The 26,497-nt window shown below is 60.8% G+C and carries 21 protein-coding genes; 5 read left to right on the top strand and 16 right to left on the bottom strand.

Annotation, left to right across the window (positions count from 1 at the left end; genetic code table 11):
* Positions 1-140 precede the first annotated feature (140 nt).
* The 8 genes from dbpA to betI all read right to left on the bottom strand — a co-directional run bounded on the left by dbpA (position 141) and on the right by betI (position 11,121).
* A complete protein-coding gene (dbpA, locus tag ASD70_RS16255) occupies positions 141-1,478 on the bottom strand; it encodes an ATP-dependent RNA helicase DbpA (RefSeq protein ID WP_235577295.1) in 1,338 nt (445 codons plus the stop codon).
* A 130-nt stretch (positions 1,479-1,608) separates the two neighbouring features.
* Complete coding sequence (gene mdtD, locus ASD70_RS16250) at positions 1,609-3,036, bottom strand: multidrug transporter subunit MdtD (RefSeq protein ID WP_056846933.1); 1,428 nt, start codon at positions 3,034-3,036, stop codon at positions 1,609-1,611.
* A 35-nt stretch (positions 3,037-3,071) separates the two neighbouring features.
* Positions 3,072-3,962, bottom strand: coding sequence for an alpha/beta fold hydrolase (locus tag ASD70_RS16245; RefSeq protein WP_046069873.1), 891 nt, complete (start codon positions 3,960-3,962; stop codon positions 3,072-3,074).
* Positions 3,963-4,132: 170 nt separating this feature from the next.
* Positions 4,133-5,449 carry a TldD/PmbA family protein gene (locus ASD70_RS16240; RefSeq protein WP_056846932.1) on the bottom strand — a complete coding sequence of 439 codons (1,317 nt, stop codon included), beginning with the start codon at positions 5,447-5,449 and terminating at the stop codon, positions 4,133-4,135.
* Positions 5,449-6,891 (bottom strand): TldD/PmbA family protein, encoded by a 1,443-nt coding sequence (locus ASD70_RS16235; RefSeq protein WP_056846931.1) that lies wholly within the window; start codon positions 6,889-6,891, stop codon positions 5,449-5,451. The genes ASD70_RS16240 and ASD70_RS16235 overlap by 1 nt, the downstream gene beginning before the upstream one ends.
* A gap of 206 nt (positions 6,892-7,097) precedes the next feature.
* Entirely contained in the window at positions 7,098-8,801 is a 1,704-nt protein-coding gene (betA, locus tag ASD70_RS16230; protein WP_056846930.1) for a choline dehydrogenase, read from the bottom strand.
* A 143-nt stretch (positions 8,802-8,944) separates the two neighbouring features.
* Complete coding sequence (betB, locus tag ASD70_RS16225) at positions 8,945-10,417, bottom strand: betaine-aldehyde dehydrogenase (protein WP_043046181.1); 1,473 nt, start codon at positions 10,415-10,417, stop codon at positions 8,945-8,947.
* A gap of 110 nt (positions 10,418-10,527) precedes the next feature.
* A complete protein-coding gene (gene betI / locus ASD70_RS16220; RefSeq protein WP_043046178.1) occupies positions 10,528-11,121 on the bottom strand; it encodes a transcriptional regulator BetI in 594 nt (197 codons plus the stop codon).
* Positions 11,122-11,509: 388 nt separating this feature from the next.
* On the opposite strand from betI, the gene ASD70_RS16215 reads away from it, so the two are divergent.
* Positions 11,510-13,444 carry a BCCT family transporter gene (locus ASD70_RS16215; RefSeq protein WP_233518734.1) on the top strand — a complete coding sequence of 645 codons (1,935 nt, stop codon included), beginning with the start codon at positions 11,510-11,512 and terminating at the stop codon, positions 13,442-13,444.
* A 169-nt stretch (positions 13,445-13,613) separates the two neighbouring features.
* Here the strand turns inward: ASD70_RS16215 and choV are convergent, their stop codons facing one another.
* From choV to ASD70_RS16200, 3 genes are all read right to left on the bottom strand, one after another.
* Complete coding sequence (choV, locus tag ASD70_RS16210) at positions 13,614-14,792, bottom strand: choline ABC transporter ATP-binding protein (RefSeq protein ID WP_056846929.1); 1,179 nt, start codon at positions 14,790-14,792, stop codon at positions 13,614-13,616.
* A complete protein-coding gene (gene choW, locus ASD70_RS16205; RefSeq protein ID WP_046069868.1) occupies positions 14,789-15,634 on the bottom strand; it encodes a choline ABC transporter permease subunit in 846 nt (281 codons plus the stop codon). The genes choV and choW overlap by 4 nt, the downstream gene beginning before the upstream one ends.
* A 66-nt stretch (positions 15,635-15,700) precedes the next feature.
* Positions 15,701-16,648 carry a choline ABC transporter substrate-binding protein gene (locus ASD70_RS16200; protein WP_046069867.1) on the bottom strand — a complete coding sequence of 316 codons (948 nt, stop codon included), beginning with the start codon at positions 16,646-16,648 and terminating at the stop codon, positions 15,701-15,703.
* Positions 16,649-17,063: 415 nt separating this feature from the next.
* Between ASD70_RS16200 and ASD70_RS16195 the strand changes: the two genes are divergently transcribed.
* Both ASD70_RS16195 and ASD70_RS16190 read left to right on the top strand, forming a co-directional pair.
* A complete protein-coding gene (locus ASD70_RS16195; RefSeq protein WP_056846928.1) occupies positions 17,064-18,440 on the top strand; it encodes an L-serine ammonia-lyase in 1,377 nt (458 codons plus the stop codon).
* A gap of 505 nt (positions 18,441-18,945) precedes the next feature.
* Positions 18,946-20,049: a GlxA family transcriptional regulator gene (locus ASD70_RS16190; RefSeq protein WP_043046168.1), complete on the top strand. Its 1,104-nt coding sequence runs from the start codon at positions 18,946-18,948 to the stop codon at positions 20,047-20,049.
* An 88-nt stretch (positions 20,050-20,137) separates the two neighbouring features.
* Here ASD70_RS16190 and ASD70_RS16185 read toward each other — a convergent pair whose 3' ends face one another.
* The 5 genes from ASD70_RS16185 to ASD70_RS16165 form a co-directional block, all read right to left on the bottom strand.
* Positions 20,138-20,401 (bottom strand): hypothetical protein, encoded by a 264-nt coding sequence (locus ASD70_RS16185; RefSeq protein ID WP_046069865.1) that lies wholly within the window; start codon positions 20,399-20,401, stop codon positions 20,138-20,140.
* 253 nt (positions 20,402-20,654) lie between these two features.
* Positions 20,655-21,131: a thioesterase family protein gene (locus ASD70_RS16180; protein ID WP_046069864.1), complete on the bottom strand. Its 477-nt coding sequence runs from the start codon at positions 21,129-21,131 to the stop codon at positions 20,655-20,657.
* A 14-nt stretch (positions 21,132-21,145) separates the two neighbouring features.
* On the bottom strand, positions 21,146-22,111 hold the full coding sequence (locus ASD70_RS16175; RefSeq protein WP_056846927.1) for an L-carnitine dehydrogenase: 966 nt from the start codon (positions 22,109-22,111) through the stop codon (positions 21,146-21,148).
* 79 nt (positions 22,112-22,190) lie between these two features.
* Positions 22,191-23,078, bottom strand: a complete 888-nt coding sequence (locus ASD70_RS16170) for a 3-keto-5-aminohexanoate cleavage protein (RefSeq protein WP_056846926.1) — start codon at positions 23,076-23,078, stop codon at positions 22,191-22,193.
* Positions 23,079-23,151: 73 nt separating this feature from the next.
* Positions 23,152-24,096 carry a choline ABC transporter substrate-binding protein gene (locus ASD70_RS16165; protein ID WP_056846925.1) on the bottom strand — a complete coding sequence of 315 codons (945 nt, stop codon included), beginning with the start codon at positions 24,094-24,096 and terminating at the stop codon, positions 23,152-23,154.
* 194 nt (positions 24,097-24,290) lie between these two features.
* On the opposite strand from ASD70_RS16165, the gene ASD70_RS16160 reads away from it, so the two are divergent.
* Both ASD70_RS16160 and ASD70_RS16155 read left to right on the top strand, forming a co-directional pair.
* Positions 24,291-25,235, top strand: a complete 945-nt coding sequence (locus ASD70_RS16160) for a GlxA family transcriptional regulator (protein ID WP_056846924.1) — start codon at positions 24,291-24,293, stop codon at positions 25,233-25,235.
* 68 nt (positions 25,236-25,303) lie between these two features.
* Positions 25,304-26,482, top strand: coding sequence for an AAA family ATPase (locus ASD70_RS16155; RefSeq protein WP_056846923.1), 1,179 nt, complete (start codon positions 25,304-25,306; stop codon positions 26,480-26,482).
* The last annotated feature ends 15 nt before the right edge of the window (positions 26,483-26,497 follow it).

The following is a 26,497-nucleotide window of genomic DNA, read 5'->3' as shown; positions in this document are numbered from 1 at the left end:
TTCTGAATTGAAATACAGTCAAATGTGGGAGGGGGCTTGTTCCCGATGGCGGTGGTTCAGTCACATCTATATTGACTGAGACTCCGCTATCGGGAGCAAGCCCCCTCCCACATTTGAATCTCCATTGGTGTGCGAGATATTTACAAGATCCGCACGCGCAACGATCGGCCCTTGATCTTGCCATTATTCAAACGCTGCAACGCCTGCTTGGCGATCCCGCGTTCCACGGCCACGAATGCCTGGAAATCAAAGATTGCGATCTTGCCGACCTGGGCGCCCGGAATGCCGGCTTCACCGGTCAATGCACCCAGAATGTCGCCTGGGCGGACCTTGTCCTTGCGCCCGGCGGCGATGCACAGGGTGCTCATCTGCGGCAGCAGCGGGCCCCCGCTTTGCGGCTTGAGGTTGTCCAGTTGGTCCCAGTTCAGTGGCGACTTCTGCAGTTGCTCGATGGCCTGGGCGCGGTGCGCTTCGGACGGCGCCACCAAGCTGATGGCGATACCGGTCTCTCCGGCACGACCGGTGCGGCCGACGCGGTGGATGTGAATTTCCGAGTCGCGGGCCAGTTCGACGTTGATCACCATGTCCAGCGAGTCGATGTCCAGGCCACGGGCAGCCACGTCGGTAGCCACCAGCACCGAGGTGCTGCGGTTGGCGAACATCGCCAGTACCTGGTCACGGTCGCGTTGTTCCAGGTCGCCGTGCAGGCCGACGGCGGAAATGCCTTTGGCTGTCAGGTGGTCGACAGTTTCCTGCACTTGCTGCTTGGTGAAGCAGAACGCCACGCAGGAAGCCGGGCGGAAGTGCGCCAGGACCTTGGTCACCGCATCCATGCGTTCTTCCGGGGAGATCTCGTAGAAGCGCTGCTCGATCTGGTCATCGGAGTGGAACGCTTCGGCTTTCACTTGCTGGGGCGCGCGCATGAACTTGGACGCCAGTTGCTTGATGCTCACCGGGTAGGTGGCCGAGAACAACAGGGTCTGGCGGCGTGGCGGGGTCTTGCTGATGATGTCTTCGATGGCGTCGTAGAAACCCATGTCGAGCATGCGGTCGGCTTCGTCGAGGATCAGGGTGTTCAAGCCATCCAGTACCAGCGAACCTTTGCGCAGGTGCTGCTGGATACGGCCCGGGGTGCCGACGATCACGTGGGCACCGTGCTCCAGGGAAGCGATCTGCGGGCCGAGGGACACGCCGCCGCACAGGGTCAGCACCTTGATATTGTCTTCGGCACGGGCCAGGCGACGGATTTCCTTGGCGACCTGGTCGGCCAGCTCACGGGTCGGGCACATCACCAGTGCCTGGCAACCGAAGTAGCGTGGGTTGATCGGGTTCAACAGGCCGATGCCGAAGGCGGCGGTCTTGCCGCTGCCGGTCTTGGCCTGGGCAATCAGGTCCAGCCCCTTGAGGATCACCGGCAAGCTTTGCGCCTGGATCTGCGTCATCTCGACATACCCCAGCGAGTCGAGGTTAGCCAGCATGGCGGCGGACAGGGGCAAAGTATTAAAAGCGGTGGCGATGGTAGTCACGGGACTGGCTCTGCAAAACAAAATGTCGCGTAGTGTACCAGCCCCGTGGGATTTTCCCTGCAAGTTCTAGACGAGAAGCCCGTCAGTGCTCGATATCGTGCTCGCGGCTGACCACTCGTTTGCCGTCTTTTGGCGACAATTGCAGGAAGATCGCCGCCGCCAGCATCGCCATGATACCCACGGTGAGGAAGGTCAGCTGGAAGGCCCCGAGCACGCTTTCCACCCCGTCGTTGCCCGCCTCGGCGGTAAAGCCGCCGAGCAATGCACCGGCGCAGGCCACGCCCAGGCTCAGGGACAATTGCGCCACCACCGACAGCAAGCTGTTGCCACTGCTGGCCTGGGCGTCGTCGAGGTCGATCAAGGTCACGGTGTTCATTGCCGTGAATTGCAGGGAGTTGATCGCCCCCAGGACCGCCAGCATGGCCAACAGCAGCGGGTAGGGCGTGTGCTCGCCGACCAGGCCCATGCTCGCCAGCATGAGGCCCAGGGCCAAGGTGTTGCCGGTCAGCACGATGCGGTAGCCGAGGCGCTCGATCAGCGGCCTGGCCACGGACTTGGCAAACATCGCCGCCGCCGCCAGCGGCAGCATGCTCATCCCGGCTTCCGACGGCGAATAGCCCAGCGCCACCTGCAATAGCAGCGGCACCAGGAACGGCAATGCGCCGCTGCCCAGCCGCGCAAACAGGTTACCGAGAATGCCCACGGCAAAGGTGCGGGTCTTGAACAGTATCGGGGAGAACAACGGGCTATCGATATGCCCGGCGCGCAACCAGTACGCCGCCAGGCACGCCAGCCCACCGAACAGCAGCAACATCACCCGCAGGTGCGGCAGGTGCAGTTCGCCCAGGCCCTCCATGGCGATGGTGATCAACACCATGGCTGCGCCGAACAGCAGGAAACCCAGGCCGTCGAAGCGCGTGCGTTCGCTGCCGCGCAGGTCGGGGATGAACTTCCACACGGCGTAGCAACCGATCATGCCCACCGGCAGGTTGATCAGGAAGATCCAGTGCCAGGTCAGGTATTGCACCATCCAGCCGCCCATGGTCGGGCCCAGCAATGGGCCGAGCAGGCCGGGGATGGTAATGAAGCCCATGATGCGTACCAGCTCGGAGCGCGGATAAGCCCGCAGTACTACCAAGCGCCCTACCGGCAGCATCAGCGCACCGCCCAAGCCTTGGATCACCCGTGCGCCCACCAGCATGGTCAGGCTGCTGGACAATGCACACAGCAGCGAGCCGATGCTGAACAGCATGATCGCGCCAAAGAAGATTTTCTTGGTGCCGAAGCGGTCGGCGATCCAGCCCGACGCAGGAATCAGCAAGGCGACGGTAAGCATGTAGGCGATCACCACCCCCTGCATGCGCAACGGGTTTTCCGCCAGGTCCCGGGCCATGGCCGGCAGCGCAGTGTTGAGGATCGTCCCATCCAGCGACTGCATGAAGAAGGCAATCGCTACCACCCAGGGTAGCCAGCGGGCGGTCTTGGCATCGAGAGGGGCGCGATTCGGCATGGAGACCCTTTGATTAGCAGGCTATGTGTTGGCGATTATGCGCTAACCCTTAAGTTTTTTCCCACTGGTGGTTCATCTAAGTCCGATAACGCTGCATGCTCGCCCACTAGAAAATCCAACAACGCGCGGTGCACTGCCAATGCCGCCTCGCAGGACTCCAGGTCCAGTAGATGGCCAGTGTGTGCGGCGACGGCGAAGCTGCTGCGGCCTACATACTGTTTGAACAATTGGGCGTCCGTGGCCGGAGTGTATTCATCCAGTGTGCCGTTGAGAAAGTGCACTGGGGTTTTAATCTGCTGGAGTGTGGGCAAGTAGTTGCCATCGCCCAAGTCCAGTACCTGGTGGATATGAAAGCGCGCCTGGCGGTACTCAGTGGTGGCCATGCTCGACAGGTGCCGGTGATTGTTGCGCTTGAGGCGGGGAGACAGATATTTGCCGACCGTTTCGTTGAGCAGGTGACCGACCGCAGACTTGTCATCGGCCTCGATCAACACGCGCACGCGCTCCACGTATTCGAGCATGGCCTGGTTGAGGTTGGGCGCCATGGCCATCACCACCGAGCTTTCGATGGAGGGCGGGTTGTGCGCCAAGGTCAGCAGCGTGGAGATGCCGCCCCACGAGGCCGACACCAGATGGTTGACCTGGAAGCGTTCCACCAGGGCGCGCAGGATTTGTACTTCGTCATCCTTGTTGACCAGGTCGAGGTCGGTGTTGTGTTCGCGTGAATAGCCTGAGAAGGGCAGGTCGAACAGCAGCACATTGAAATGCTCGGCAAGGCATTTGCTGGTACGGGCAAAGGAGCGGGTGGTGGAGAGCGCGCCGTTGACCATCAGTACGGTTTTCTTTTCAGGATTGTTTCCTAGTTGCTCAACATGAACGTTGTAGTGCTTGACCAGCTTTTCAATGACAAAACTTCCATGGTTCATGTCAACGCTCCAGCTTGCCCTTTCCCAGGCAAGGTCGTGCTCTCGTGGGTGGGGTGGCGGGTGGCCACTAACCGTTATATCGAGGTTTTTTGCAGGCGACAACAGGCCGCACAGGAGAGATGCAGTCCAATGTGGGAGCGAGCAAGCCCGCTCCCATAGGGAGCCGGTGCTTACAAGGTCAGCGTCAGGCGTTTTACCAAGGCGCCAGGCAGAAGGCTGGAGGCCGTATTGCGCTGGCTGTAGGTACTGGCCGACAGCAGCAGCTCCCGATCAGCGGTCAGCGCTTCCAATTGCGAACCGAGCAACTGGAAGACGCTGTCATCAAAACGCATGGTGCTGACCGGCGCCTTGATCTCGCCGTCTTCCACCCAGAACGTGGCGAAGCGCGTCATGCCGGTCAGGCGTGCCGCCGGCAGGTCGGAATAATTCAGGTACCACAGGTTGCTGATATACAGGCCGGTGCCCAACTGCTTGAGGATATCGGCCTGGGCCAGGCTGCCTGGCGCCATCTGCAGGGCGCTGGGCGATTCATCGCTGCTCGCGCCGTTGGCGCTCAAGCCGTATTCGGCGGCGCTGCGCGAATTCACCAGTTGGCCTAGCGCCTTGCCGGCGCCGATCAGGGTGACGTCCTCGCGCGGGTAGCCCTCTGTGGAAAACGCCTGGCTCAGGGAGCCGCTGATCTGCTCATCGATTGTCACCAGCGGGCTCAGCGACTGCTCAGCGGCATACAGGCGCTGCAATGAACTGCTCTTGCTGGCGATGGCCTGGGCGGAAAACCCTCCCCAGGTGATGATACTGATGATTTCTTCCAGCGCTGCCGGGGCGAGGTAGGCCCGGTACTGGCCGGGCGCCAGGTTGTGCAGCGGGCGACCGAGAAACGCCAGCTGCTCGCGCGCTTGCTGCAAGCGGGCGGTGAATTCGGCGCTGTTCCAGGTGTGCCCGGCGTAGCTGGCTTTTACCGCTTCACCATTGGCGTGGAACAGGCTGAAATCGAAGTTGAAGCTATTGGCCCGATGCCAGCCGAATGCACCCTCGGAGCTGGCGAACCCACGGCTGATGGGCCCGGCTGCGTAGAAGCCGACCAGGTCTACGCCTTCGGCAGCCAGGCTGATGTCTTGCAGCACTTGCGCCATGTCCGGCAGCGGTCGCAATTGTTCGTTGTGGCTTTGCCAGGCGTTGTGGTTGAGCAGCAGGTACGGATCCTGGGGCAGCAGCGGCAGGGTCTGGCGTAGTTGTTCCAGGCCATCGGCGAGCCGCTGGCGGTCCAGTTCAGCCTCGCCGGACAAGGTGATGCCAAGGTCCGCATGGCGACCATCGTCGATCAGCTTGAGGTTGAGGCTGGCCTGTTGCACCTGTCCGGCCTGGCGTACCTTGGCGTGATTGAAGCGCACGAATTCGGACGACTCATCCGCGTAGCCGAGGTGAAATTGTTCCTTGTCGGTGATGGCTTGCTTGAGCCAGTCCACCAATGCCTTGAAGTTATCCATCAGGCATCTCCCCCAAATACGTCGACGTTACTGAACACGCAGGCCGGCGATGCATGGCCAACGCGGATCACCTGGTTGGGCTCGCCTTTGCCACAGTTCGGCGTGCCCAATACCTTGAAAGTGCTGGCATCGCCGACGGCGCTGAGCTTGCGCCAGAATTGTGCGGAAATCGCCCGGTAGTTGGGGTTCTTCACCACGCCCTTGAGTTCGCCGTTTTCGATCAACTGGCCCCACTCGCAGCCGAACTGGAACTTGTTGCGCGCATCGTCGATGGACCACGAACGGTTGGTCGACATGAGGATGCCGTGTTCGATGCCGCCCACCAGTTGCGCGAGGCTTTTATCGCCGGCCTCGATATTCAGGTTGGCCATGCGGTCGATGGGTGGGCGGTTCCAGCTGCAGGCGCGGCTGTTGGCGACGCCTGGCAGGTTGGCGCGAAATTGCGACAGCGCACCGCCCAAGGGCTTGAGCAGCAGGCCGTCGCGGATCAGGAATTGCTTGCTGGCGCGGCTGCCGTCGTCGTCGTGGCTGTAGCTGGCCAGTTGTTCGGGGATGTCCGGGTCGAAGGTCACGTTGAGCAAAGGTGAGCCGTATTGCAGATGGCCGAAGTCGCTGGCCTTCACAAAGCTGGTGCCGGCGTAATTGCGCTCGTCCCCGAGGATACGGTCCAGCTCCAGCGGGTGGCCGATGGATTCGTGGATCTGCAGGATCATCTGGTCAGGCATCAACAGCAGATCACGTGGGCCGTGGGGCGTGTTCGGTGCGAGCAGCAATTGCAGGGCTTCGTCGGCCACCTGGCTGGCAGCGCCAACCAGGCCAAAACGCTGGATCACGCCGGCACTGCCTTGCTGGCCGAAGTTGGTACCGCCCAGGGTTCGGGTCTGACTGTCGTTGCCGTCGAAGGCGGTGACACTCAGGCCAGGAAAGACGAAGCGCTGAGCCTGGCGCAATTGCGCGCCGGCGCTGTTGAGGTAGATCTGCTCAACATGGGTGGTGCCCAGGCTGACTTCCCAAGTCACCAGGCGTTCATCCTTGGGCACGGCGGCAGATTCATCGCCGAGCAATTGGTAGCAGTCGCTCAGGGACGGGAAGGGCTGATCAAGGTCCGGAGACAGGTAGTCGGCGACTTCATTGGAAACCGGCTGCTGGTGCAGGTCGAGCAGGGCGTGGGGCTGGATCAGCCGGGCTTGCTGTTCGGCGCGCTCAAGGGCCGCTTGCAGGCCGGCAAGGGAAATGTCGTAGGTCGCGGCATAGGCTTCCACACCATTGAGACGCACGGTAAGCATGGCGCCTTCATCGTGGCTCAGATGTGGTGGTTCGGCGACGTTCTTGCGTACCGACAGGTACTGACCGGATTCGCGTACGTAGCGCAGGGAGAAGAATTCGGCACGGGTGCGCAGGGCACTGAAGTGCTGTTTGAGGGGGGCGTGGTGTTCGAACATGGGACCTTCCTTGTGGGCGGCTCGGCGCGCGGCAGGCCAACAGAGTAGGCCGGGGCGCAGAGCTGATCAAGGAAAGTGTAGGCGGGGGGCTTGCGGTGTCGGGTCGGGCCTCATCGCGGGCAAGCCCGCTCCCACATTTTGATTTGTGAACACAGTCAAATGTGGGAGCTGGCTTGCCTGCGATATCAGGCGCCGCGGTGTATCAGTTACTGCGCAGTAGGGCCTACTTCACGCATCGGCTTGCCACGCACCGGCGCATCGCCTGCCACGTAGTAGTCGGCGCTGCTGCGCGGCAGCGGCTTGCGGCCACGGATCTTGTCGGCGATTTTCTCGGCGATCATGATCGTCGGCGCGTTCAGGTTGCCAGTGGTGATGATCGGCATGATCGACGCATCGACTACACGCAGACCCTGCATGCCATGCACGCGGCCTTCGCCATCCACTACGGCCATCTCGTCGGTGCCCATCTTGCACGAGCAGGACGGGTGGAACGCGGTTTCGGCGTGCTCGCGGATGAACTTGTCGAGCTGCTCATCGGTTTGCACTTCAATACCCGGGCTGATTTCGCGGCCACGGTATTGATCCAGTGCCGGCTGCTGCATGATTTCACGGGTCAGGCGGATGCCATCGCGAAACTCCTGCCAGTCCTGCTCGGTGGCCATGTAGTTGAAGAGGATGCTCGGGTAGTCCCGTGGGTTCTTCGACTTCAGTTGCACGCGGCCACGGCTTGGCGAACGCATGGAGCCCATGTGTGCCTGGAAACCGTGCTCTTTCACACCGTTGCTGCCGTTGTAGTTAATCGCCACCGGCAGGAAGTGGTACTGGATGTTCGGCCATTCGAATTCCGGACGCGAACGGATAAAGCCGCCGGCTTCGAACTGGTTGCTGGCGCCGATGCCGGTGCCGTTGAACAGCCATTCGGCACCAATCGCAGGCTGGTTGTACCAGAGCAATGATGGGTACAGCGACACCGGCTGGGTGCACGCATATTGCAGGTACAGCTCAAGGTGGTCCTGCAGGTTTTCGCCGACGCCTGGCAGGTCGTGGACCACCGGGATGTCGAGGCTTTCCAGCAGTTTGGCCGGGCCGACGCCGGAGCGTTGCAGCAGTTGTGGCGAAGCGATTGCGCCGCTGCACACCAGCACTTCTTTACGCGCACGAGCTTCGACGCGCTCTTCGGCGGCACCGATCAGGTAGCGCACGCCTACGGCTCGCTTGCCTTCGAACAACACTTTGTCGGTGAGGGCGTGGGTGACGATGGTCAGGGTCGAACGCTTTTTAGCCGTGTCCAGGTAACCGCGTGCGGTGCTGGCGCGACGGCCGTTCGGCGTGACGGTACGGTCCATCGGGCCGAAGCCTTCTTGCTGGTAACCGTTCAAGTCTTCGGTACGCGGGTAGCCGGCTTGTACGCCGGCTTCGACCATGGCGTGGAACAGCGGGTTGTTGCCCGCTTTCGGCGTGGTCACGCTGACCGGGCCTTCGCCACCGTGGTAATCGTTGGGCCCGATGTCACGGGTTTCGGCCTTGCGGAAATACGGCAGGCAGTCGAGGTAGGTCCAGTCTTCCAGGCCCGGCAGCTTCGCCCAGTTGTCGTAGTCCATGGCGTTGCCACGGATGTAGCACATGCCGTTGATCAGCGACGAACCACCCAGGCCCTTGCCGCGGCCGCATTCCATCCGACGACCGTCCATGTGTGGCTCTGGATCGGTTTCGTAGGCCCAGTTGTAGCGGCGGCCCTGCAGCGGGAAGGCCAGGGCAGCTGGCATCTGGGTCCGGAAGTCGAGGCGGTAGTCGGGGCCACCGGCCTCCAGCAGCAAAACGGTGACGCCTTCGTCTTCGGTCAGACGGGTCGCCAGGGTGTTACCGGCGGAGCCGGCACCCACAATGATGTAATCGTATTCTTGGGACATTGGATGCACCCTCTTTGAAGTCTAGTCAGGTCAGGCCTCATCGGGGGCGAGCCCCCTCCCACATTTGATCGGGTTCACACAGTCAAAGGTGGGAGGGGGCTTGCCCCCGATGGCGGCCTTATAGGCAATACAAGGCTCGGGTGTTAGAACACCGAGGCGTAGTCGCCCAGCTCAACCTGTACCGATTTGATGCGGGTGAAGTTGTTCAGCGAGCTGATGCCGTTCTCACGGCCCACACCGGATTGCTTGTAGCCACCGACCGGCATCTTGGCGTCGGACTCGCCCCAGGCGTTGATCCAGCAGATACCCGCTTCCAGTTGATGAATCACGCGGTGGGCGCGGTTCAGGTCCTTGGTCACAAGGCCCGCAGCCAGGCCGAAGTCGGTGTCGTTGGCGCGGCGGATCACTTCTTCTTCAGTTTCATAGGTGAGGATGCTCATCACCGGGCCGAAGATTTCTTCACGGACGATGGTCATCTCGTCGGTGCAGTCGGTGAACACGGTCGGGGCCACGAAGGCGCCCTTGGCGAAGTCGCCGTCGGTCAGGCGATCGCCGCCGCACAGCAGGCGGGCGCCTTCTTCCTTACCTTTGGCGATATAGCCCAGCACGCTTTCCATGTGGGCGAAGCTGACCAGCGGGCCGAAGTTGGTGTTGTCGTCCTGCGGGTCACCCACACGGATGCGCGCAACGCGTTCAAGGATCTTGGCTTCAAACGCAGCCTGCAGGTGCTTAGGCACGAACACACGGGTGCCGTTGGTGCAGACCTGGCCGGAGCTGTAGAAGTTGGCCATCATCGCGATGTCGGCGGCGCGATCCAGGTCGGCATCTTCGAACACGATCAGCGGCGACTTGCCGCCCAGTTCCATGGTCACTTCCTTGAGCGAGGAGCTCGAAGCGCTGGCCATGACCTTCTTGCCCGTGTCGGTGCCGCCGGTGAACGAGACTTTCTCGATGCGCGGGTGCTCGGTCAGCCAGGTGCCGACTTCACGACCGCTGCCGGTCAAGACGTTGAACACGCCTGCTGGAACGCCAGCTTCGGTGTAGATCTCGGCCAGTTTCAGGGTGGTCAGCGAAGTGACTTCGCTTGGCTTGAAGATCATCGCGTTACCGGCGGCCAGGGCCGGGGCGGATTTCCACAGGGCGATCTGGATCGGGTAGTTCCATGCGCCGATACCGGCGACCACGCCCAGGGGCTCGCGGCGGGTGTAGACGAACGAGGTATCGCGCAGCGGGATCTGCTCGCCTTCGATGGCGGGCACCAGGCCGGCGTAGTATTCCAGCACGTCGGCGCCGGTGACGATGTCGACATACTTGGTTTCGGAGAAGGCTTTACCGGTGTCCAGGGTTTCCAGGGCGGCCAGCTCATCGTTGCGCTCGCGCAGGATGTCGACAGCACGACGCAGGATGCGCGAACGCTCCATGGCGGTCATGGCAGCCCAGACCTTCTGGCCTTTTTCAGCGCTGACTACGGCACGCTCGACGTCTTCTTTCGTGGCGCGTTGCACTTGGGCGAGAACTTCACCGTTAGCCGGGTTGATGGCTTCGAAGGTGGCATCGCTGCCAGCGTCGCTGTAGCCGCCGTCAATGTAGAGTTTTTGCAGGTCGAAACGGGCCATAAAGTCCTCGCAAGTGCATAAGTGGTTGGCGTTACCCGCCGAACAGTGGGCCATGGGGTTGTGGCAACACTGAGCGGCGGACGTTCAGGGGTTGAGCGTTTATAAGGGCTCTAACTCACCTGCTTGGCCAATTGGAAATCCATGTATTCGTAAGCGATCCGTTGCGCCTGCTCCGTGTCGAAAGCGTCTCCCGACAGAGCGCCGCGCAACCATAAACCGTCGATCAACGCCGCCAGGCCGCGGGCTGCGCTGCGAGCCTCGGACAACGGCATCGCACGGCGGAACTGGCAGCACAGGTTGGAATACAGGCGGTGATCGTTGATCCGCTGCAACCTGTGCAATGACGGGTGATGCATGCTGGTGGCCCAGAAGGCCAGCCAGGTTTTCATTGCCGGGCCGTTGACCTGGCTGGCGTCGAAGTTGCCTTCGATGATCACCTGAAGGTGGGCCCGTGGGCTGTCATCCTTCAAGGCGCGCCGGCGTTCCTGGACGTTCTCGATCAGCGCATTCATCAGATAACGCATGGTCGCTGCGATCAGGCCGTTCTTGTCCTGAAAGTAGTGACTGATGATGCCGTTCGAGACGCCGGCCAGACGCGCAATCAGCGCAATGCTGGCATCTCCCATCCCGACCTGATCGATGGCCGTCAATGTGGCTTCGATCAACTGCTGGCGGCGTATGGGTTGCATACCGACCTTGGGCATGTAGCACCTCTCCTTAGGCCTGCCGATGGGCGAAGAACGTCCGTCGGCTTGAGGGCCAGTCTATTTTGTTTTGATTGAACGTTCAATCAACAAAGAATAAGATCTGCGACAAATGGTCGCTACCTACAGATGTTTCCTACCTGCTGGCCGCAACCGCTGACACCTGCAAAACCCTTGAAACAGGCCATATCAGAGCCTGATCACCGCCTCGGCGGCTCAAGAATTTTCGGGGTGTCTTTATAACACCCGTCCGTCGACTGCCGAAAAATCGATGTCCCGGGATAACCGCTGCCTTGTGTTTCTCTCTCGCACTGCCTGGAGCATCTGCGCCATGAGTTCTGCCTCTCTTATAAAGACCCCGCCGGAAAAGGTCCGGGTCAACGGTTGGGTGTTCTACACCTCCACCGCGCTGATTCTGTTATTGACCGCCATCCTGATCATCGCCCCGCAGGAGGCCGGGCGCATGCTCGGCGTCGCCCAGGCCTGGCTTTCCAAAAGCTTTGGCTGGTACTACATGGTGGTCATCGCCGCCTACCTGGTGTTTGTGGTCGGCCTGGCGTTTTCGTCCTACGGAAAATTGAAACTGGGTAGTAAAGACGACACCCCGGACTTCAGTTACGGCGCCTGGGCGGGCATGTTGTTCTCGTCGGGCATCGGTATTTCGCTGTTGTATTTCGGTGCGTCCGAGCCGTTGGATCATTACTTCAACCCGCCCGAGGGCGCTGCGGCCAGTAATGGTGCGGCCCGCCAGGCGCTGCAACTGACCTTCCTGCACTGGGGCCTGCACGGCTGGGCGATCTATGCACTGGTCGGCCTGGCCGTAGCGTACTTTGCCTACCGTCACAATCAGCCGCTGGCCTTGCGTTCGGCGCTGTACCCACTGGTGGGTGAGCGTTGGGTGAAGGGCGCGGCGGGCCACGCGGTAGACGGTTTTGGTATGTTCGTGACCCTGCTGGGCCTGGTGACCAACCTGGGGATCGGCTCGATGCAGGTGTCCTCGGGGCTGGAAAACCTGTTCGGCATGGAGCACAGCAATACCAACCTGTTGATCGTGATCATCGTGATGAGCACCGTGGCGACCATCGCCGCTGTGTCGGGTGTGGAAAACGGCATTCGCCGTCTGTCCAACCTGAACATCGTGCTGTTCAGCGGCTTGCTGATCTTCGTGCTGCTGTTCGGCCCGACCCTGCACCTGCTCAACGGCTTGGTGCAGAACACCGGCGATTACCTCAACGGCATCATCCTGAAAACCTTCGACCTCTATGTGTATGAAGGCGACGGTGCCAAGACCGAACGCTGGATGGGCCTGTGGACCCTGTTCTACTGGGCCTGGTGGATTTCCTGGGCGCCATTCGTGGGCATGTTCATCGCACGTATTTCCCGTGGTCGTACCGTGCGTGAGCTGGTGGCCGGCGTCTTGCTGATCCCGCTGGGCTTTACCCTGGCATGGCTGTCGATCTTCGGTAACTCGGCGCTGGACCTGGTGTTGAACCATGGTGCCGTGGAGTTGGGCAAGACGGCGCTGGAGCAACCGTCCATGGCCATCTACCAACTGCTTGAGCATTACCCAGCGTCGAAAGTCGTCATCGGCGTGTCGATCTTCGTAGGCTTTGTACTGTTCCTGACCCCGGCGGATTCCGGCGCGGTGATGATGGCCAACCTGTCCTGCAAAGGCGGCAATGTGGATGAAGATGCGCCGCACTGGTTGCGGATCTTCTGGTCGGTGGTGATCACCCTGGTGACCATCGGCCTGCTGTTTGCCGGTAACTTCGAAGCCATGCAAACCATGGTCGTGCTGGCGGGGCTGCCGTTTTCGGTGGTGCTGATCCTGTTTATGTTCGGTTTGCACAAGGCCATGCGCCAGGATGTGGCGACAGAACTGGAACAGGCGCAACTGGCTGAGCGTGGCCGCCGTGGTTTCAGCGAGCGCTTGACCGCCCTGGACCTGCAACCGAGCCAGGCCACCGTGCAGCGCTTTATGGACAAGCACGTAACGCCGGCGCTGGAAGAAGCGGCGGTTGCGCTGCGTGAGCAAGGCTTGGAGGTGCAGACCTTGCTGGGCAAATCCAAGCGCTGCATCGGCGTGCGTATCGAGATGCAAGAGGGCAACCCGTTTGTCTACGAGGTGAGCCTGGATGGTTACTCGGCGGCGCCGGCTGACCTGCCTGAAGAAGAACGCACCCGTTACTACCGTGCCGAGGTGTACCTGCATAATGGGCCGCAGGAATATGACCTGATGGGCTTCACCCAGGAACAGATTACCCGGGATGTGCTCGATCAGTTCGAAAGCCATCGGCAGCTCCTTGGCCGGGTCTATAGCTGATAGTTGAAAGCCAGTGGTGTCCTTGCTGACACCACTGGGTCCAAATGTGGGAGGGGGCTTGCCCCCGATTGCAGTGTGTCAGTCAGTACATCTGTTACTGATACACCGCTATCGGGGGCAAGCCCCCTCCTACATTGACCCAGTTTCTTCAGTTGTTTTGCAGTGTTTGTCAGCCCAGGTTTTTGCCCAGGAGGGCGTGATAGAGCTCACTGTCGCCCAGGATCCCTACCACCTTGTTGTTGTCATGCAGCACCAGCTTGTTCCCCGTCTGATACCGTATCTGCAACGCATCGCGCATGCCGATATTCGAATCCACCAGCGTCGGTACCCGACCCAAATCTTCCACCGCTTGCCCCGGTGCCCAGTTCTGCAAATTCATCACCACGCCGTTCTGGCGTGCGCCCTGGATGGTGTTGCCTTCAGCCAGGTCCAGCCATGAATCGCCGCCCGGATCCAGGCACACCGAACCATTGACCCGCGTGCAGTTATCCAGCGTGCGCATCAGGCTGCGCCCGCACAGTACGTTCAGCGGGTTGGTGTGGGCGACGAAGGTGCGCACATAGTCGTCCGCCGGGTTCAGCACGATTTCTTCCGGCACGCTGTACTGGATGATCTTGCCGTCTTTCATGATCGCGATCCGGCTGCCGAGCTTGAGCGCTTCATCGAGGTCGTGGCTGACGAACACAATGGTCTTGCTCAGCTTGCGTTGCAGTTCCAGCAGTTCATCTTGCAGACCCTGGCGAATCAGTGGGTCGAGGGCCGAGAAGGGTTCGTCCATCAGCAGGATATCGGCGTCCATCGCCAACGCGCGGGCCAGGCCGACACGCTGCTGCATGCCGCCGGACAGCTCATCGGGTTTCTTGTTGCGCCATTGGCTCAAGCCCACCAGTTCGAGCTTTTCATCCACCAGGGTGCGTCGTTCTTTTTCCGGGCGACCCTGCATTTCCAGGCCGAAGCTGATGTTTTCGCGCACCGTCAGCCAGGGCATCAGGGCAAACTTCTGGAACACCATGGCGATGCGCTTGGTGCGCATCATTTTCAGCTCGGCCGGGGTGCAGGAGGCGATGTCGATCTGGCGTCCTTCATGCTCCACAAACAGCTGGCCACGGCTCACGATGTTGAGGCCGTTGATGCAGCGCAGCAGGCTCGACTTGCCGGAGCCCGACAGGCCCATCAGCACACAGATCTCGCCTTTCTCGATATCCAGGCTGGCGTTTTCGACGCCGACAATCTGCCCGGTCTTTTTCAGGATTTCGTTACGGCTCATGCCCTGGTCCAGCAGCTTGAGCGCCTCGCGTGGGTCTTTGGAGAAGATCACATCGACTTTGTCGAATCGGATAATGCTCATGCATCACCCCCTACTTTAGCGTCGGGTTGTTTGCAGATACGGTCGAGCATGATGGCGAGCAGCACGATGGCCAGGCCCGCTTCAAAGCCCAGGGCGATATCGGCCGTGTTGAGTGCATTGACCACCGGCTTGCCGAGGCCGTCGGCACCCACCAGTGCGGCAATCACCACCATCGACAACGACAGCATGATGCATTGGGTAATGCCGGCGGCGATGCTCGGCATGGCGTGGGGCAGTTCAATACGCGAGAGCAGCTGGCGGCGCGAGCAGCCAAAGGCCTTGCCGGCGTCCATCAGCTCTTGCGGTACATCGCGGATACCCAGGTAGGTCAGGCGGATCGGCGCGGCAATCGCGAACACCACCGTGGAAATCAGCCCAGGCACCACACCCAGCCCGAAGAGGGTCAGGGTAGGGATGAGGTAGACGAAGGTCGGTACAGTCTGCATCAGATCGAGTACCGGCCGCATCATGGTGTAGAACATCGGCTTGTGCGCGGCAACAATGCCCAGCGGCACACCGATGACCACGCAGACCAGGGTGGCGAACAGCACCTGGGCGAGGGTTTCCATGGTTTCCTGCCAGTACCCAAGGTTCAGGATCAGCAGGAAGGAGGCGATGACGAAGACCGTCAGGCCCCATTTACGTTGGATAAAGTGAGCCAGCAGCGCAATCAGACCGATCAATGCCAGCGGATTGAACCAGGTCAGCGCAAACGTCACGCCGTGGATCATCGTTTCCAGTGTCGATGCGATTGCATCGAAGTAGTTGGCACCGTTCTGGGTCAACCATTCGACGAAGGCAGCGATGTACTGGCCTAGTGGGATTTTCTGTTCAGTCAGCATGGTAGTGAATGTCCACATGCGAAGGGGGGAAACATCCCGGACCGGCTTAACGGCCCGGGATAGTGGTTACTTGTCCAGGTAGGCTTTGACGGCCTCCAGCCCTGGTTTGCCATCGACGGTGTTGACGCCTGCAAGCCAGGTGTCGAGCACTTGGGGGTTCTTTTTCAGCCACGCCTTGGCGGCGGCGTCGGGCTTCATTTTGTCGTCCAGCACATTGCCCATCAGCGTGCTTTCCATGTTCAGGGTGAACACCAGGTTCTTCAGCAACTGGCCGACGTTGCTGCATTCCTGGGTGTAGCCCTTGCGGGTATTGGTGTAGATGGTGGCCTGGCCGTAGTTGGGGCCGAACGAGTCGTCCCCTCCGGTCAGGTACTTCATCTTGAAGCGGGTGTTCATCGGGTGCGGTTCCCAGCCGAGGAACACGATGGCCTGGTTGCGCTTGGAGGCGCGTTCGACCTGGGAGAGCATGCCGGCTTCGCTGGACTCGACTACTTTGAACCCTGCGGTCTTGAGACCGAAGGCGTCTTTGTCGATAAGGGTCTGGATAGTGCGGTTGCCGTCGTTACCCGGCTCGATCCCGTAGATCTTGCCGCCCAGCTCGTCCTTGAACTTGGCAATATCGGCGAAGTCTTTCAGGCCTTTGTCGTAAAGCGCCTCGGGCACCGCCAGGGTGTACTTGGCGTTCTCCAGGTTGGCGCGTACGGTTTCCACGGTGCCGGCATCACGGTACTGCTTGATGTCGTTTTCCATGGTCGGCATCCAGTTGCCGAGGAAGATGTCCATGTTCTTGCCGTCGGCCAGGGACTTGTAGGTCACTGGTACCGAAATCATCGTGGTGCGCGGCTTGTAGCCCAGGCCCTTGAGGATTTCGCTGGTGGTCGCGGTAGTGACGGTGATGTCGGTCCAGCCGACATCGGAGAAGTTGACGGTCTTGCACTGTTCCGGTTCTGCAGCGTTTGCCAGGGCTGGCAGACTCAACATGGCGGCCAACAACAACGAGGGTGAAGCTTTCATAAGGCTAGACTCCTGTGTTTTTTCTGGCGGCATTTGCCGCGCTTTATAAGTGTTGCGGTTGGAGCGTGCGACAACAGCTCTGGCACGGTGCCTTGCAAACGAGTCGGAACTGATCATGTACCAGTGAAAATCTGACGCCTACAGGGGGCGTCGTATCCAGTACAGGGAGGGTCGCATCCAGTACCGATGACGTCGCTTACAGATTTTTCCGAAGGTGAAACCGCTGTTTTTACCCCTCTGCACCGCAAAAAACGGCCGAAACAGGCGTTCGCACGCGAGCGACGCTGGTGAGCATGGATGCGTCGGTGTGAGACGCCGTGAGCGGCGACAAAAGCTTGATGATGCCGCCATCTGGGCGATCTGAGCGTAGCACCTCGTTCAAGCCTGGCCGTGCTTATCGAGGAGTTCTACCGCAATGGCTATCAGTGTTTTCGACCTGTTCAAGATCGGCATCGGGCCTTCGAGTTCTCACACCGTCGGCCCCATGCGCGCCGCGGCGTTGTTCGTCCAGGCGTTGCGTGAACGTGACGTGTTGGAACAGGTGCGGCGCGTCGAAGTTCAGCTCTACGGCTCGCTGTCGGCCACCGGCATCGGCCATGGCAGCGACACCGCAACCATCATGGGCCTGATGGGCGAGTGGCCCGACGCAATCGACCCATCACAGATCGGCGTGCGCATCCACACCCTGCGCGAAACCGACACTCTGCTGCTCGACGGTCGCCTGCCGGTGCCTTTCGTATGGGCGCGGGACATGCGCCTGCTCGACGAAAACCTGCCGTTTCATCCCAATGCCATGACCCTGGTGGTATGGGGCGATGATGGCGAACTGCACCGTGATACCTACTATTCGGTCGGCGGTGGGTTTGTGGTGGATGAGGCCCAGGCCCAGAGCGGAGTGGCGGACATGGATCGCACCGAGCTGCCCTACGATTTCTCCAGCGCAGTGGAGCTGTTGCAGCTGTGCAAGACCCATAACCTGCGCGTCGCCGAGCTGATGCTGGCAAATGAAAAAACCTGGCGCTCCGAAGAGGAAATCCGCAGTGGCCTGATGAAGCTCTGGCGCGCCATGCAGGATTGCGTGGAGCAGGGCCTCAAGCACGAAGGCATCCTGCCCGGCGGCTTGAACGTGCGCCGCCGCGCGGCCAAGTTGCACCGCAGCTTGCAGGAACTGGGCAAACCCAATGTGATCGGCTCGACTTTGAGCGCCATGGAATGGGTGAACCTGTTCGCCTTGGCGGTCAACGAAGAGAACGCTGCCGGCGGGCGCATGGTCACGGCACCGACCAATGGTGCGGCGGGGATCATTCCGGCGGTGCTGCATTACTTCATGAAATTCAGTGAGGAAGTCACCGAAGCCAACGTGGTCGACTATATGCTCGGCGCCGCAGCGGTGGGCATTCTGTGCAAGAAGAACGCCTCGATCTCCGGGGCTGAAGTTGGCTGCCAGGGCGAGGTCGGTTCAGCCTGCGCCATGGCCGCGGCCGGCTTGGCCGAGATTCTTGGCGCCACGCCGGAGCAGGTGTGCAACGCTGCTGAAATTGGCCTGGAACACAACCTCGGCCTGACCTGCGACCCGGTGGGTGGGCTGGTGCAGGTGCCGTGCATCGAGCGCAATGCAATTGCGGCGGTCAAGGCAATCAACGCGGCGCAAATGGCCCTGCGTGGCGACGGCCAGCACTTCATCTCGCTGGACCGGGTGATCCGCACCATGCGCGATACCGGCGCGGATATGCATGACAAGTACAAAGAGACTTCGCGGGGTGGGTTGGCGGTGAGTGCTGTTGAGTGCTGAGACCGAGTCGCCTGCATCGGGGGCAAGCCCCCTCCCACATTTTTGACCACATTCTCATGTTGGAACTCGGTCAAGTGTGGGAGGGGGCTTGCTCCCGATAGCGGTGGTCCGGTCAACACTGCTCATAAAGTGAACACCCGAGCCAAAAACGCCACCTTTTAGCGCGTCGCAAATAGATAAGTAGCTTCCGAACTATTCCTACACGATCACCGGAGCAATGTGCTTTGGGTGACAGACTTCTCCTACGCTCGCAAAGCGCCTTCCCACAAGTGCTACCGATCTGCTCACACCCCTTGAACATCACTCGTTATGCGACCTGCCGGGCACTCCAGGTGCGGGCTTATATAGACGCGTCAACAGGTCGTTTTCAGGAGTTATTGAATAGCCATCCAATTTAGGCATGGCATTTGCTCTATCAATTCAAAGCGTCGCCTTCCTGAGGATGACCGCCATAACAAGAGCCTCGCCTGAGGCCAACACCCGCTTTGTGTGAGGAGATACCGCGATGACGTCGTTCAACTCCGGGGCCCAACCCCAGAACCGTGCGCCTCAATCCATCGGCTTTTTGCTGCTGGACAATTTCACGCTGATTTCCCTGGCTTCGGCAGTGGAACCGCTGCGCATGGCCAACCAGTTGTCCGGGCGCGAGCTGTATCGCTGGACGACCCTGAGCGTCGACGGCAACCAGGTATGGGCCAGCGATGGCCTGCAGATCACCCCCGATGCCTCCATGCATAAAGCGCCGGCCCTGGACATTGTCATCGTGTGCGGCGGCGTGGGTATCCAACGCACCGTCACTCGTGAACATGTGTCGTGGCTGCAAAGCCAGGCGCGCCAGTCCCGACGTCTCGGCGCGGTGTGTACCGGCAGCTGGGCGCTGGCTTGCGCGGGTTTGCTCGACGGTTTTGATTGCAGTGTGCACTGGGAATGCCTGGCGTCGATGCAGGAAGCCTTCCCGCGGGTGTCCATGAGCACACGCCTGTTCACTCTCGACCGCAACCGCTTCACCAGCTCCGGTGGCACCGCGCCGCTGGACATGATGCTGCACCTGATCAGCCGCGACCACGGGCGTGAATTGTCGGCGGCTATCTCCGAGATGTTTGTGTACGAGCGCATCCGCAACGAACAGGATCACCAGCGCGTGCCACTCAAGCACATGCTCGGCACCAACCAGCCGAAGCTGCAGGAAATCGTCGCGCTGATGGAAGCCAACCTGGAAGAGCCGATCGACCTGGATGAACTGGCGGTATATGTCGCCGTGTCGCGTCGACAGTTGGAGCGGCTGTTCCAGAAATACCTGCATTGTTCGCCATCGCGCTACTACCTCAAGCTGCGCCTGATCCGCGCGCGGCAATTGCTCAAGCAAACGCCGATGTCGATCATCGAAGTGGCGTCGGTGTGCGGGTTTGTCTCCACGCCGCACTTCTCCAAGTGCTACCGCGAATACTTCGGCATACCGCCGCGGGATGAGCGCGTCGGCTCCAATACCACCCAGCAGGTGGCGATGATGCCGATTCCCCAGGCGTTGGTGCTATCACCGTTGTCGGGGCCGATGTCGGCGTTGAGCCAGGCCAGGAATGAATCGACGTTTGCCAGTGTAAGGCTTTAAACCGGGTCGCCTGCATCGGGGGCAAGCCCCCTCCCACAGGGGAATGCATTCCAAAGGTGGGAGGGGGCTTGCCCCCGATAGCGATCTGTCAGACGCCTGAGTTCTGTTTGAACTGCATCAAAGCCGGCAACAACTGCTTGTCGATCGCCTGCCTTACCGCCGGCAAAATCGTCGCACTGCCGCTGTACATCTTTTCAACCATGCCCTTGAGCGCCTTGGCTCGCGCCTCGCTCAAACCGCGCACCGCACACTCGCAAGCCTGCTCGGCGGTGGTACCGCTGGACACTTCAAAACCCAGCGAGCGTAGTTGGCTCAGCAGGTCATCCTGGTCAATCAAATCCGCGTGCATCATGACGTTCATCCTGGTGTAGGGAGCGGGAACTGACTTGGATTCTGGTAGGGCCCCGGCCGGTCGGCAAGGGCAGAATCAACGAATGGCTCGGATGGCTATGAACAGGTCGTTTTCGGGTCACTCACCTTTAGAAGGATTCGGCACACTCAATCCCAGGCACGCAGCTTGACGGTTTGGTCACCCTCGGGATGCACGGCTCACACAAGGCACTCTGCCCCGATCCAGTCACGGCTGGACCGGGGCTTTTTTTTGCTCAATTCCTGACCGGCAAACCGATGACGCGGCCGAGGAGTGCAGGTTTTGGCAGCTCGGCCTGTTCGGTGCTGATGGCGGCGAGTTTTTCCAGCGTGGCCGCAGTGAACGGCGTCGCCTGCGGGCCGGCGAGGTCAACGTGCAGCAACATCTGTTCGTTACCTGCCAGCTCGCGGTCTTCGCCCACTCGATACAGGCTGTGGTAGAGGTGCAGGCGCTTGGCGTCGTGGGCGATCAGTTGGGTGCGCACCTCCACCTCGGCGTCGAGTTTCACTTCGTGCAGGTAGTTCAGGTGCAGCTCCAGGGTGAACAGCGAGTGGCCGCTGGCGTCCCGGTTGTCGCTGTCCAGGCCCAGGGTGTCCATCAGCGCGTCGGTGGCGTAGCTGAAAATCAGCAGGTAGAACGCGTCGCGCAGGTGGCCGTTGTAGTCGACCCAATCTGCAAGGACTTGGGTGGTATAGGTGGTCAATGCGGGCATTTATTAGGGTCCTGTTATTCGGCGAAGGTCATGCCGTGCTTGGCCTTGGTGGTTCTCACCGCCTCCAGCACCGCCAGCAGGCAATCATCACGATAGCGCTCCAGCGCCGAAATGCTGTGGCTGCCCAATTGGTCACGGGTGCCATCGACCACATCATCGATCAATTTGTCGGTCAGTTCAGGTGCTGGTAGATAAGTCCACGGCAACTGCAACGCCGGCCCGAACTGCGCCATGAAGTGGCGCATGCCGGCATCGCCGCCCGCCAGGGTGTAGGTGAGGAAGGTGCCCATGAACGACCAGCGCAAGCCGGCACCAAAGCGAATCGCGTCATCGATTTCGCCGGTGGTCGCCACGCCGTCATTGACCAGATGCAGCGCCTCGCGCCACAGCGCTTCGAGCAGGCGGTCAGCAATAAACCCGGGCACCTCCTTGCGCACATGCAGCGGGCGCATGCCGAGGGCTTCATACACCTTGATTGCAGCCTGGATCGCTTCGGGGGCGGTGTTTTTGCCGCCGACCACTTCCACCAGTGGCAGCAGGTAGACCGGGTTGAACGGGTGGCCGACGACGCAGCGTTCCGGGTGTGTGGAATCTTCGTAGAACTCACTCGGCAACAGCCCGGACGTGCTCGAACCGATCAGTGCATCAGGCTTGGCCGCCGCGCTGATCTGGCTGTGTAACTGCAGCTTCAGCTCCAGGCGTTCCGGAGCGCTTTCCTGGATGAAATCGGCGTCTTTGACGCATTCTTCGATGGTGCTCACAAAGCGCAGACGGTCTTGAGATGCACCAGGCGCCAATCCTTGTTGCTCAAGGGCTCCCCAGGCGTTGGCGACGCGTTTGCGCAAGGCAATCTCGGCTCCGGGCGCCGGGTCCCAGGCCACTACGTCCAGGCCGTGGGCCAGGGCGCGGGATACCCAGCCGCTGCCGATTACACCGCTGCCCAGGGCAGCGAAGGTTTTGATTTCAGTAATAAAGCTCATTGGCGAATTTCCTGAAGTATTCAAGGTTCTGTTTTGGAATCAGCTCAATGTGGAAGGGGTAAGCCCCCTCCCACATTTTTTAACCGCGTTTGGTCAGGCCCATCTTGATTCGGCCCTCGGCCGGGGTCATGACCTGTGCCCCCAGCTTGCTGAGGATTTCGCTGGCGCGTTCCACCAGTTGACCATTGGTGGCGAGTACGCCTTTGTCCAGCCACAGGTTGTCTTCCAGGCCGACCCGTACGTTGCCGCCCAGCAGCACCGCTTGAGCGGCCATCGGCATCTGCATGCGGCCAATCCCGAAGCCGGCCCACACCGCGTCGGCGGGCAGGTTGTCGACCATGGCTTTCATGGTGGTGGTGTCGGCCGGCGCGCCCCAGGGGATGCCCAGGCACAGTTGGAACAGCGGGTTATCGAGCAGGCCTTCCTTGATCATCTGCTTGGCAAACCACAGGTGGCCGGTGTCGAAGATTTCCAGTTCGGCCTTTACGCCCAGCGCCTGGATACGCTTGGCACCGGCCCGCAATTGCGCCGGGGTGGACACGTAAATGGTGTCGCCGTCGCCGAAATTGAGCGTGCCGCAGTCCAGGGTGCAGATCTCCGGCAGCAGTTCCTCCACATGGGCCAGGCGGGTCAACGGGCCGACCAGGTCGGTGTTGGGGCCGAATTCCATCGGGTTCTCGTCGCTACCAATTTCCAGGTCGCCACCCATGCCGGCGGTGAGGTTGACGATGATGTCGATGTCGGCCTCACGGATGCGCTGCATCACTTCGCGGTACAGCGCCACGTCGCGGCTGAACTTGCCGGTTTGCGGATCGCGTACATGGCAATGCACCACGGTGGCGCCGGCCTTGGCGGCTTCTACTGCAGCAGCGGCGATTTGTTTGGGCGTGACCGGCACGTGGGGGCTTCTGGCGGTCGTGTCGCCAGCACCGGTGAGTGCGCAGGTGATGATGACGTCGTGGTTCATGGGGTGGTTCCTTACGGGCGTGGTGGTGCCGTTCGCAGCCGTTACGGGCTGCGAAGCGGTGAGAAGAAATGGGTTATTTGCTGGTCAATTGCAGGTTGGTCGCAGCCGGCTTGCCGTCGAAGGTGGTCACGCCTTCCAGCCAGCGCGTCTGGTCCTGCGGGTGATCCTTGAGCCACTGCCGGGCGGATTCAATGGCGTCCTTGTGTTCCAGCAGCGGCTGCATCATCCGGCTCTCGTCGGCGGCGGTGAAGGTCAGGTTGGTCAGCAGTCTGTGCACGTTGGGGCACTGCTGGGCATAGGTCGGCGCGGTTACGGTCCAGACGGTGGCCTTGCCTTCGTTCGGGCCCAGGGCATCTTCGCTGCCGCTGAGGTAGGTCATCGCCACGTTGATGTTCATCGGGTGCGGCGCCCAACCGAAGAACACCACGGCTTCCTTGCGCCGCACGGCGCGGTCCACGGCGGCGAGCATGCCGGCCTCGCTGGACTCCACCAACTGGAACTTGCCCAGGCCGAACTGGTTCTTGGCGATCATCGCCTTGATCTGGGTGTTGGCGCCTGAGCCTGGCTCGATGCCGTAGATCTTGCCGCCCAGCTCTTTTTCGAACCTGGCGATGTCGGCAAAGGTTTTCAGCCCCTTGTCCGCCAGGTAGGTGGGCACCGCCAGGGTGGCGCGGGCGTCTTCCAGGCTGGGCTTGTCGAGGACCTTGACCTGCTTGGCATCGACGAACGGCGTGATGGTCTGGGTCATCAGCGGGTTCCAGTAGCCGAGGAACAGGTCCAGGCGCTGGTCGCGGATCCCGGCGAAGATGATTTGCTGGGAGGCGCTGGTTTGCTTGGTCTTGTAGCCGAGGCCGTCGAGCAGCACTTGAGTCATGGCGCTGGTGGCGATTACGTCGGTCCAGTTCACCACGCCCATGCGCACGTTCTGGCAAGAAGCGGCGTCCGCTGCCATGACGTGGGTACTCAAAATAGCGCTTGCGCTGAGTGCAAGCGCACAGCGGCTGATCAGTCGGTTCATGGTGGATCCCTCGGCAGGTCGTTATTGTGGGGTCCGGCGTCTTTGTGCGCCGTGGCATCAAGTTACGCAGCTTGAGTGCCAACAAAACGCACGGCGGCGACCGACTCTTGCACTGCAGCGACCTGTGCTCTTGAATGGCCGGTTGAACTGGCGTATCACAGTGACCACGCTGCCCGTACTACGAGAGCGCCACCATGTCCCAGGATTTCTACTTCCTGCTGATGCCGGGTTTTTCGGCCATCGGCTTTATCTCCGCACTGGAACCGTTGCGGGTTGCCAACCGCTTTCGCGGCGAGCTGTACCGTTGGCATATATTGAGCGCCGATGGCGGCGCGGTGCTGGCGAGCAATGGCATGTCGGTCAACGCTGACGCCGCGCTGGAGCCGCTGAAAAAAGGCGCGACGTTATTGGTGGTGGCCGGCTTCGAACCTCTTCAGTTCGCCACTCCCATGCTGGAACACTGGCTACGCCGTCTCGATCATGACGGCGTGACCCTCGGCGCCATCGACACCGGTGCCTGCGTGCTGGCCGAGGCCGGCCTGCTCGATGGTCACCGCCTGACCTTGCACTGGGAAGCCATCGACGCCTTCAAGGAGTCCTATCCACACCTGAGCGTGACCCAGGAACTCTTCGAAATCGACCGCCGCCGCATCACCTGCGCCGGTGGTACCGCGTCCATCGACCTGATGCTCGACCTGATCGCCCAGGCACACGGCCCGGAGTTGGCGATCCAGGTCTCGGAGCAATTCGTACTGGGGCGCATCCGCCCACGCAAAGACCACCAGCGCATGCAGATCGCCACGCGCTATGGCATCAACAACAAGAAGTTGGTGCAGGTGATTGGCGAGATGGAGCAACACACTGAGCCGCCCCTGAGCACCCTGGCCCTGGCCGAGGCGATCAAGGTTACCCGGCGCCAGCTGGAACGGCTGTTTCGTCTGCACCTGAACGATACGCCGAGCAACTTCTACCTCGGCCTGCGCCTGGAGAAAGCCCGGAAACTGCTGCGCCAGAGCGGCATGAGTGTGCTGGAGGTGAGCATTGCGTGCGGGTTTGAGTCGCCGTCGTATTTCACCCGTAGCTATCGAGCCAGGTTTGCCAAGTGCCCGAGAGAGGATCGGCGACGGGAGGCGGTTTGACGGGCAATTATAGTTAATTATACTCTCGGCTATAATTTATAGTCCGTTTCATAATTGAGTATAAAACCATGTCCAAGCACAGCGGCTTTGTGTTCCGCCGCCCCACCTTGGCAAGCAGCATTGCCGATGGCCTGGTGGGGGCCGGTATTCAGGATTTCACTTCTGGCCTGTTTCTCGCGGCTCCGCGCCGTACGGGCAAAAGTACGTTTCTGCGTGAAGATCTCGTCCCGCAATGCCAGGCCCGTGGCTGGTTGGTTGTGTATGTCGACCTGTGGGCCGACAAGGAAAAAGATCCTGCAGACCTGATCGCCAGTGCTATCGCCGGTGCCTTGGTGCCCTTTGAAAAGGGTGTACGCAAGCTGGCGAAAAATATCGGTATCGAAAAACTCAGTTTTCTACGCACGTTGTCCTGGGATTTCACCACGCCGCAATTACCGGCCGGGGCGACGCTTACGCAAGCGCTGGAATTACTCCACAGCGCCGCCGAAAAAACCGTGGTGCTGGTGATCGATGAGGCGCAACACGCGCTGACCACTGAGGCTGGCCTTAACTCCATGTTCGCGCTCAAGGCCGCGCGGGATCAGCTCAATCAGGGCCGTGAAGGCGAGGGCAGTGGCTTGCACCTGGTGTTCACCGGCTCTAATCGCGACAAGCTCGCGCATTTGGTGCTGGGTAAAAGCCAACCGTTTTTCGGCTCCAGCATCACGCCGTTCCCCTTGCTGGGCAAGGAATTCACCCAGGCTTACACGACTCACCTCAACGCCCATCTGGCCAAGACCAACCAGTTCAAAGCGGCGGATATCGACGAAGCGTTTGAGTTGGTAGGCCGTCGTCCCGAGATGCTGCGCACCATCATTGGTGAAGTGGCGCTGGAACTGGGGGAGGCGAGCAACCTGGGCCAACTGTTGCACAGTCGCGCCGAACTGCTACGCGCCGGGGTGTGGACCGAATTCGAAAGCGCCTGGAACGCCCTGACCGTCCCGCAACGTGCCGTGTTGGAAGTGATGGTAGAGCGTTCACACGCCAATGAGCCATTTGCGCCATTCACTGACAGCACCCTTACGGCGGTCAGCAAGAAACTAGAGGGTATGGGCAGTGACGTGGTGCCGGGCACCCAGACCATCCAGGCGTGTATCGATGCCTTGCGCGACAAGGAGCTGGTGTGGAAGTCGAGCCGGGGGGGCTATGCCTTGGAGGACAAGTCGTTCGGTGATTGGCTACGGCATAAAAGTCGTACATCACACTAAGACAGCGTCAGACGT

The sequence above is a fragment of the Pseudomonas sp. Root569 genome (assembly GCF_001427465.1).
GTDB lineage: Bacteria > Pseudomonadota > Gammaproteobacteria > Pseudomonadales > Pseudomonadaceae > Aquipseudomonas > Aquipseudomonas synxantha.
This window is presented reverse-complemented; position numbering and strand designations above follow the sequence as displayed.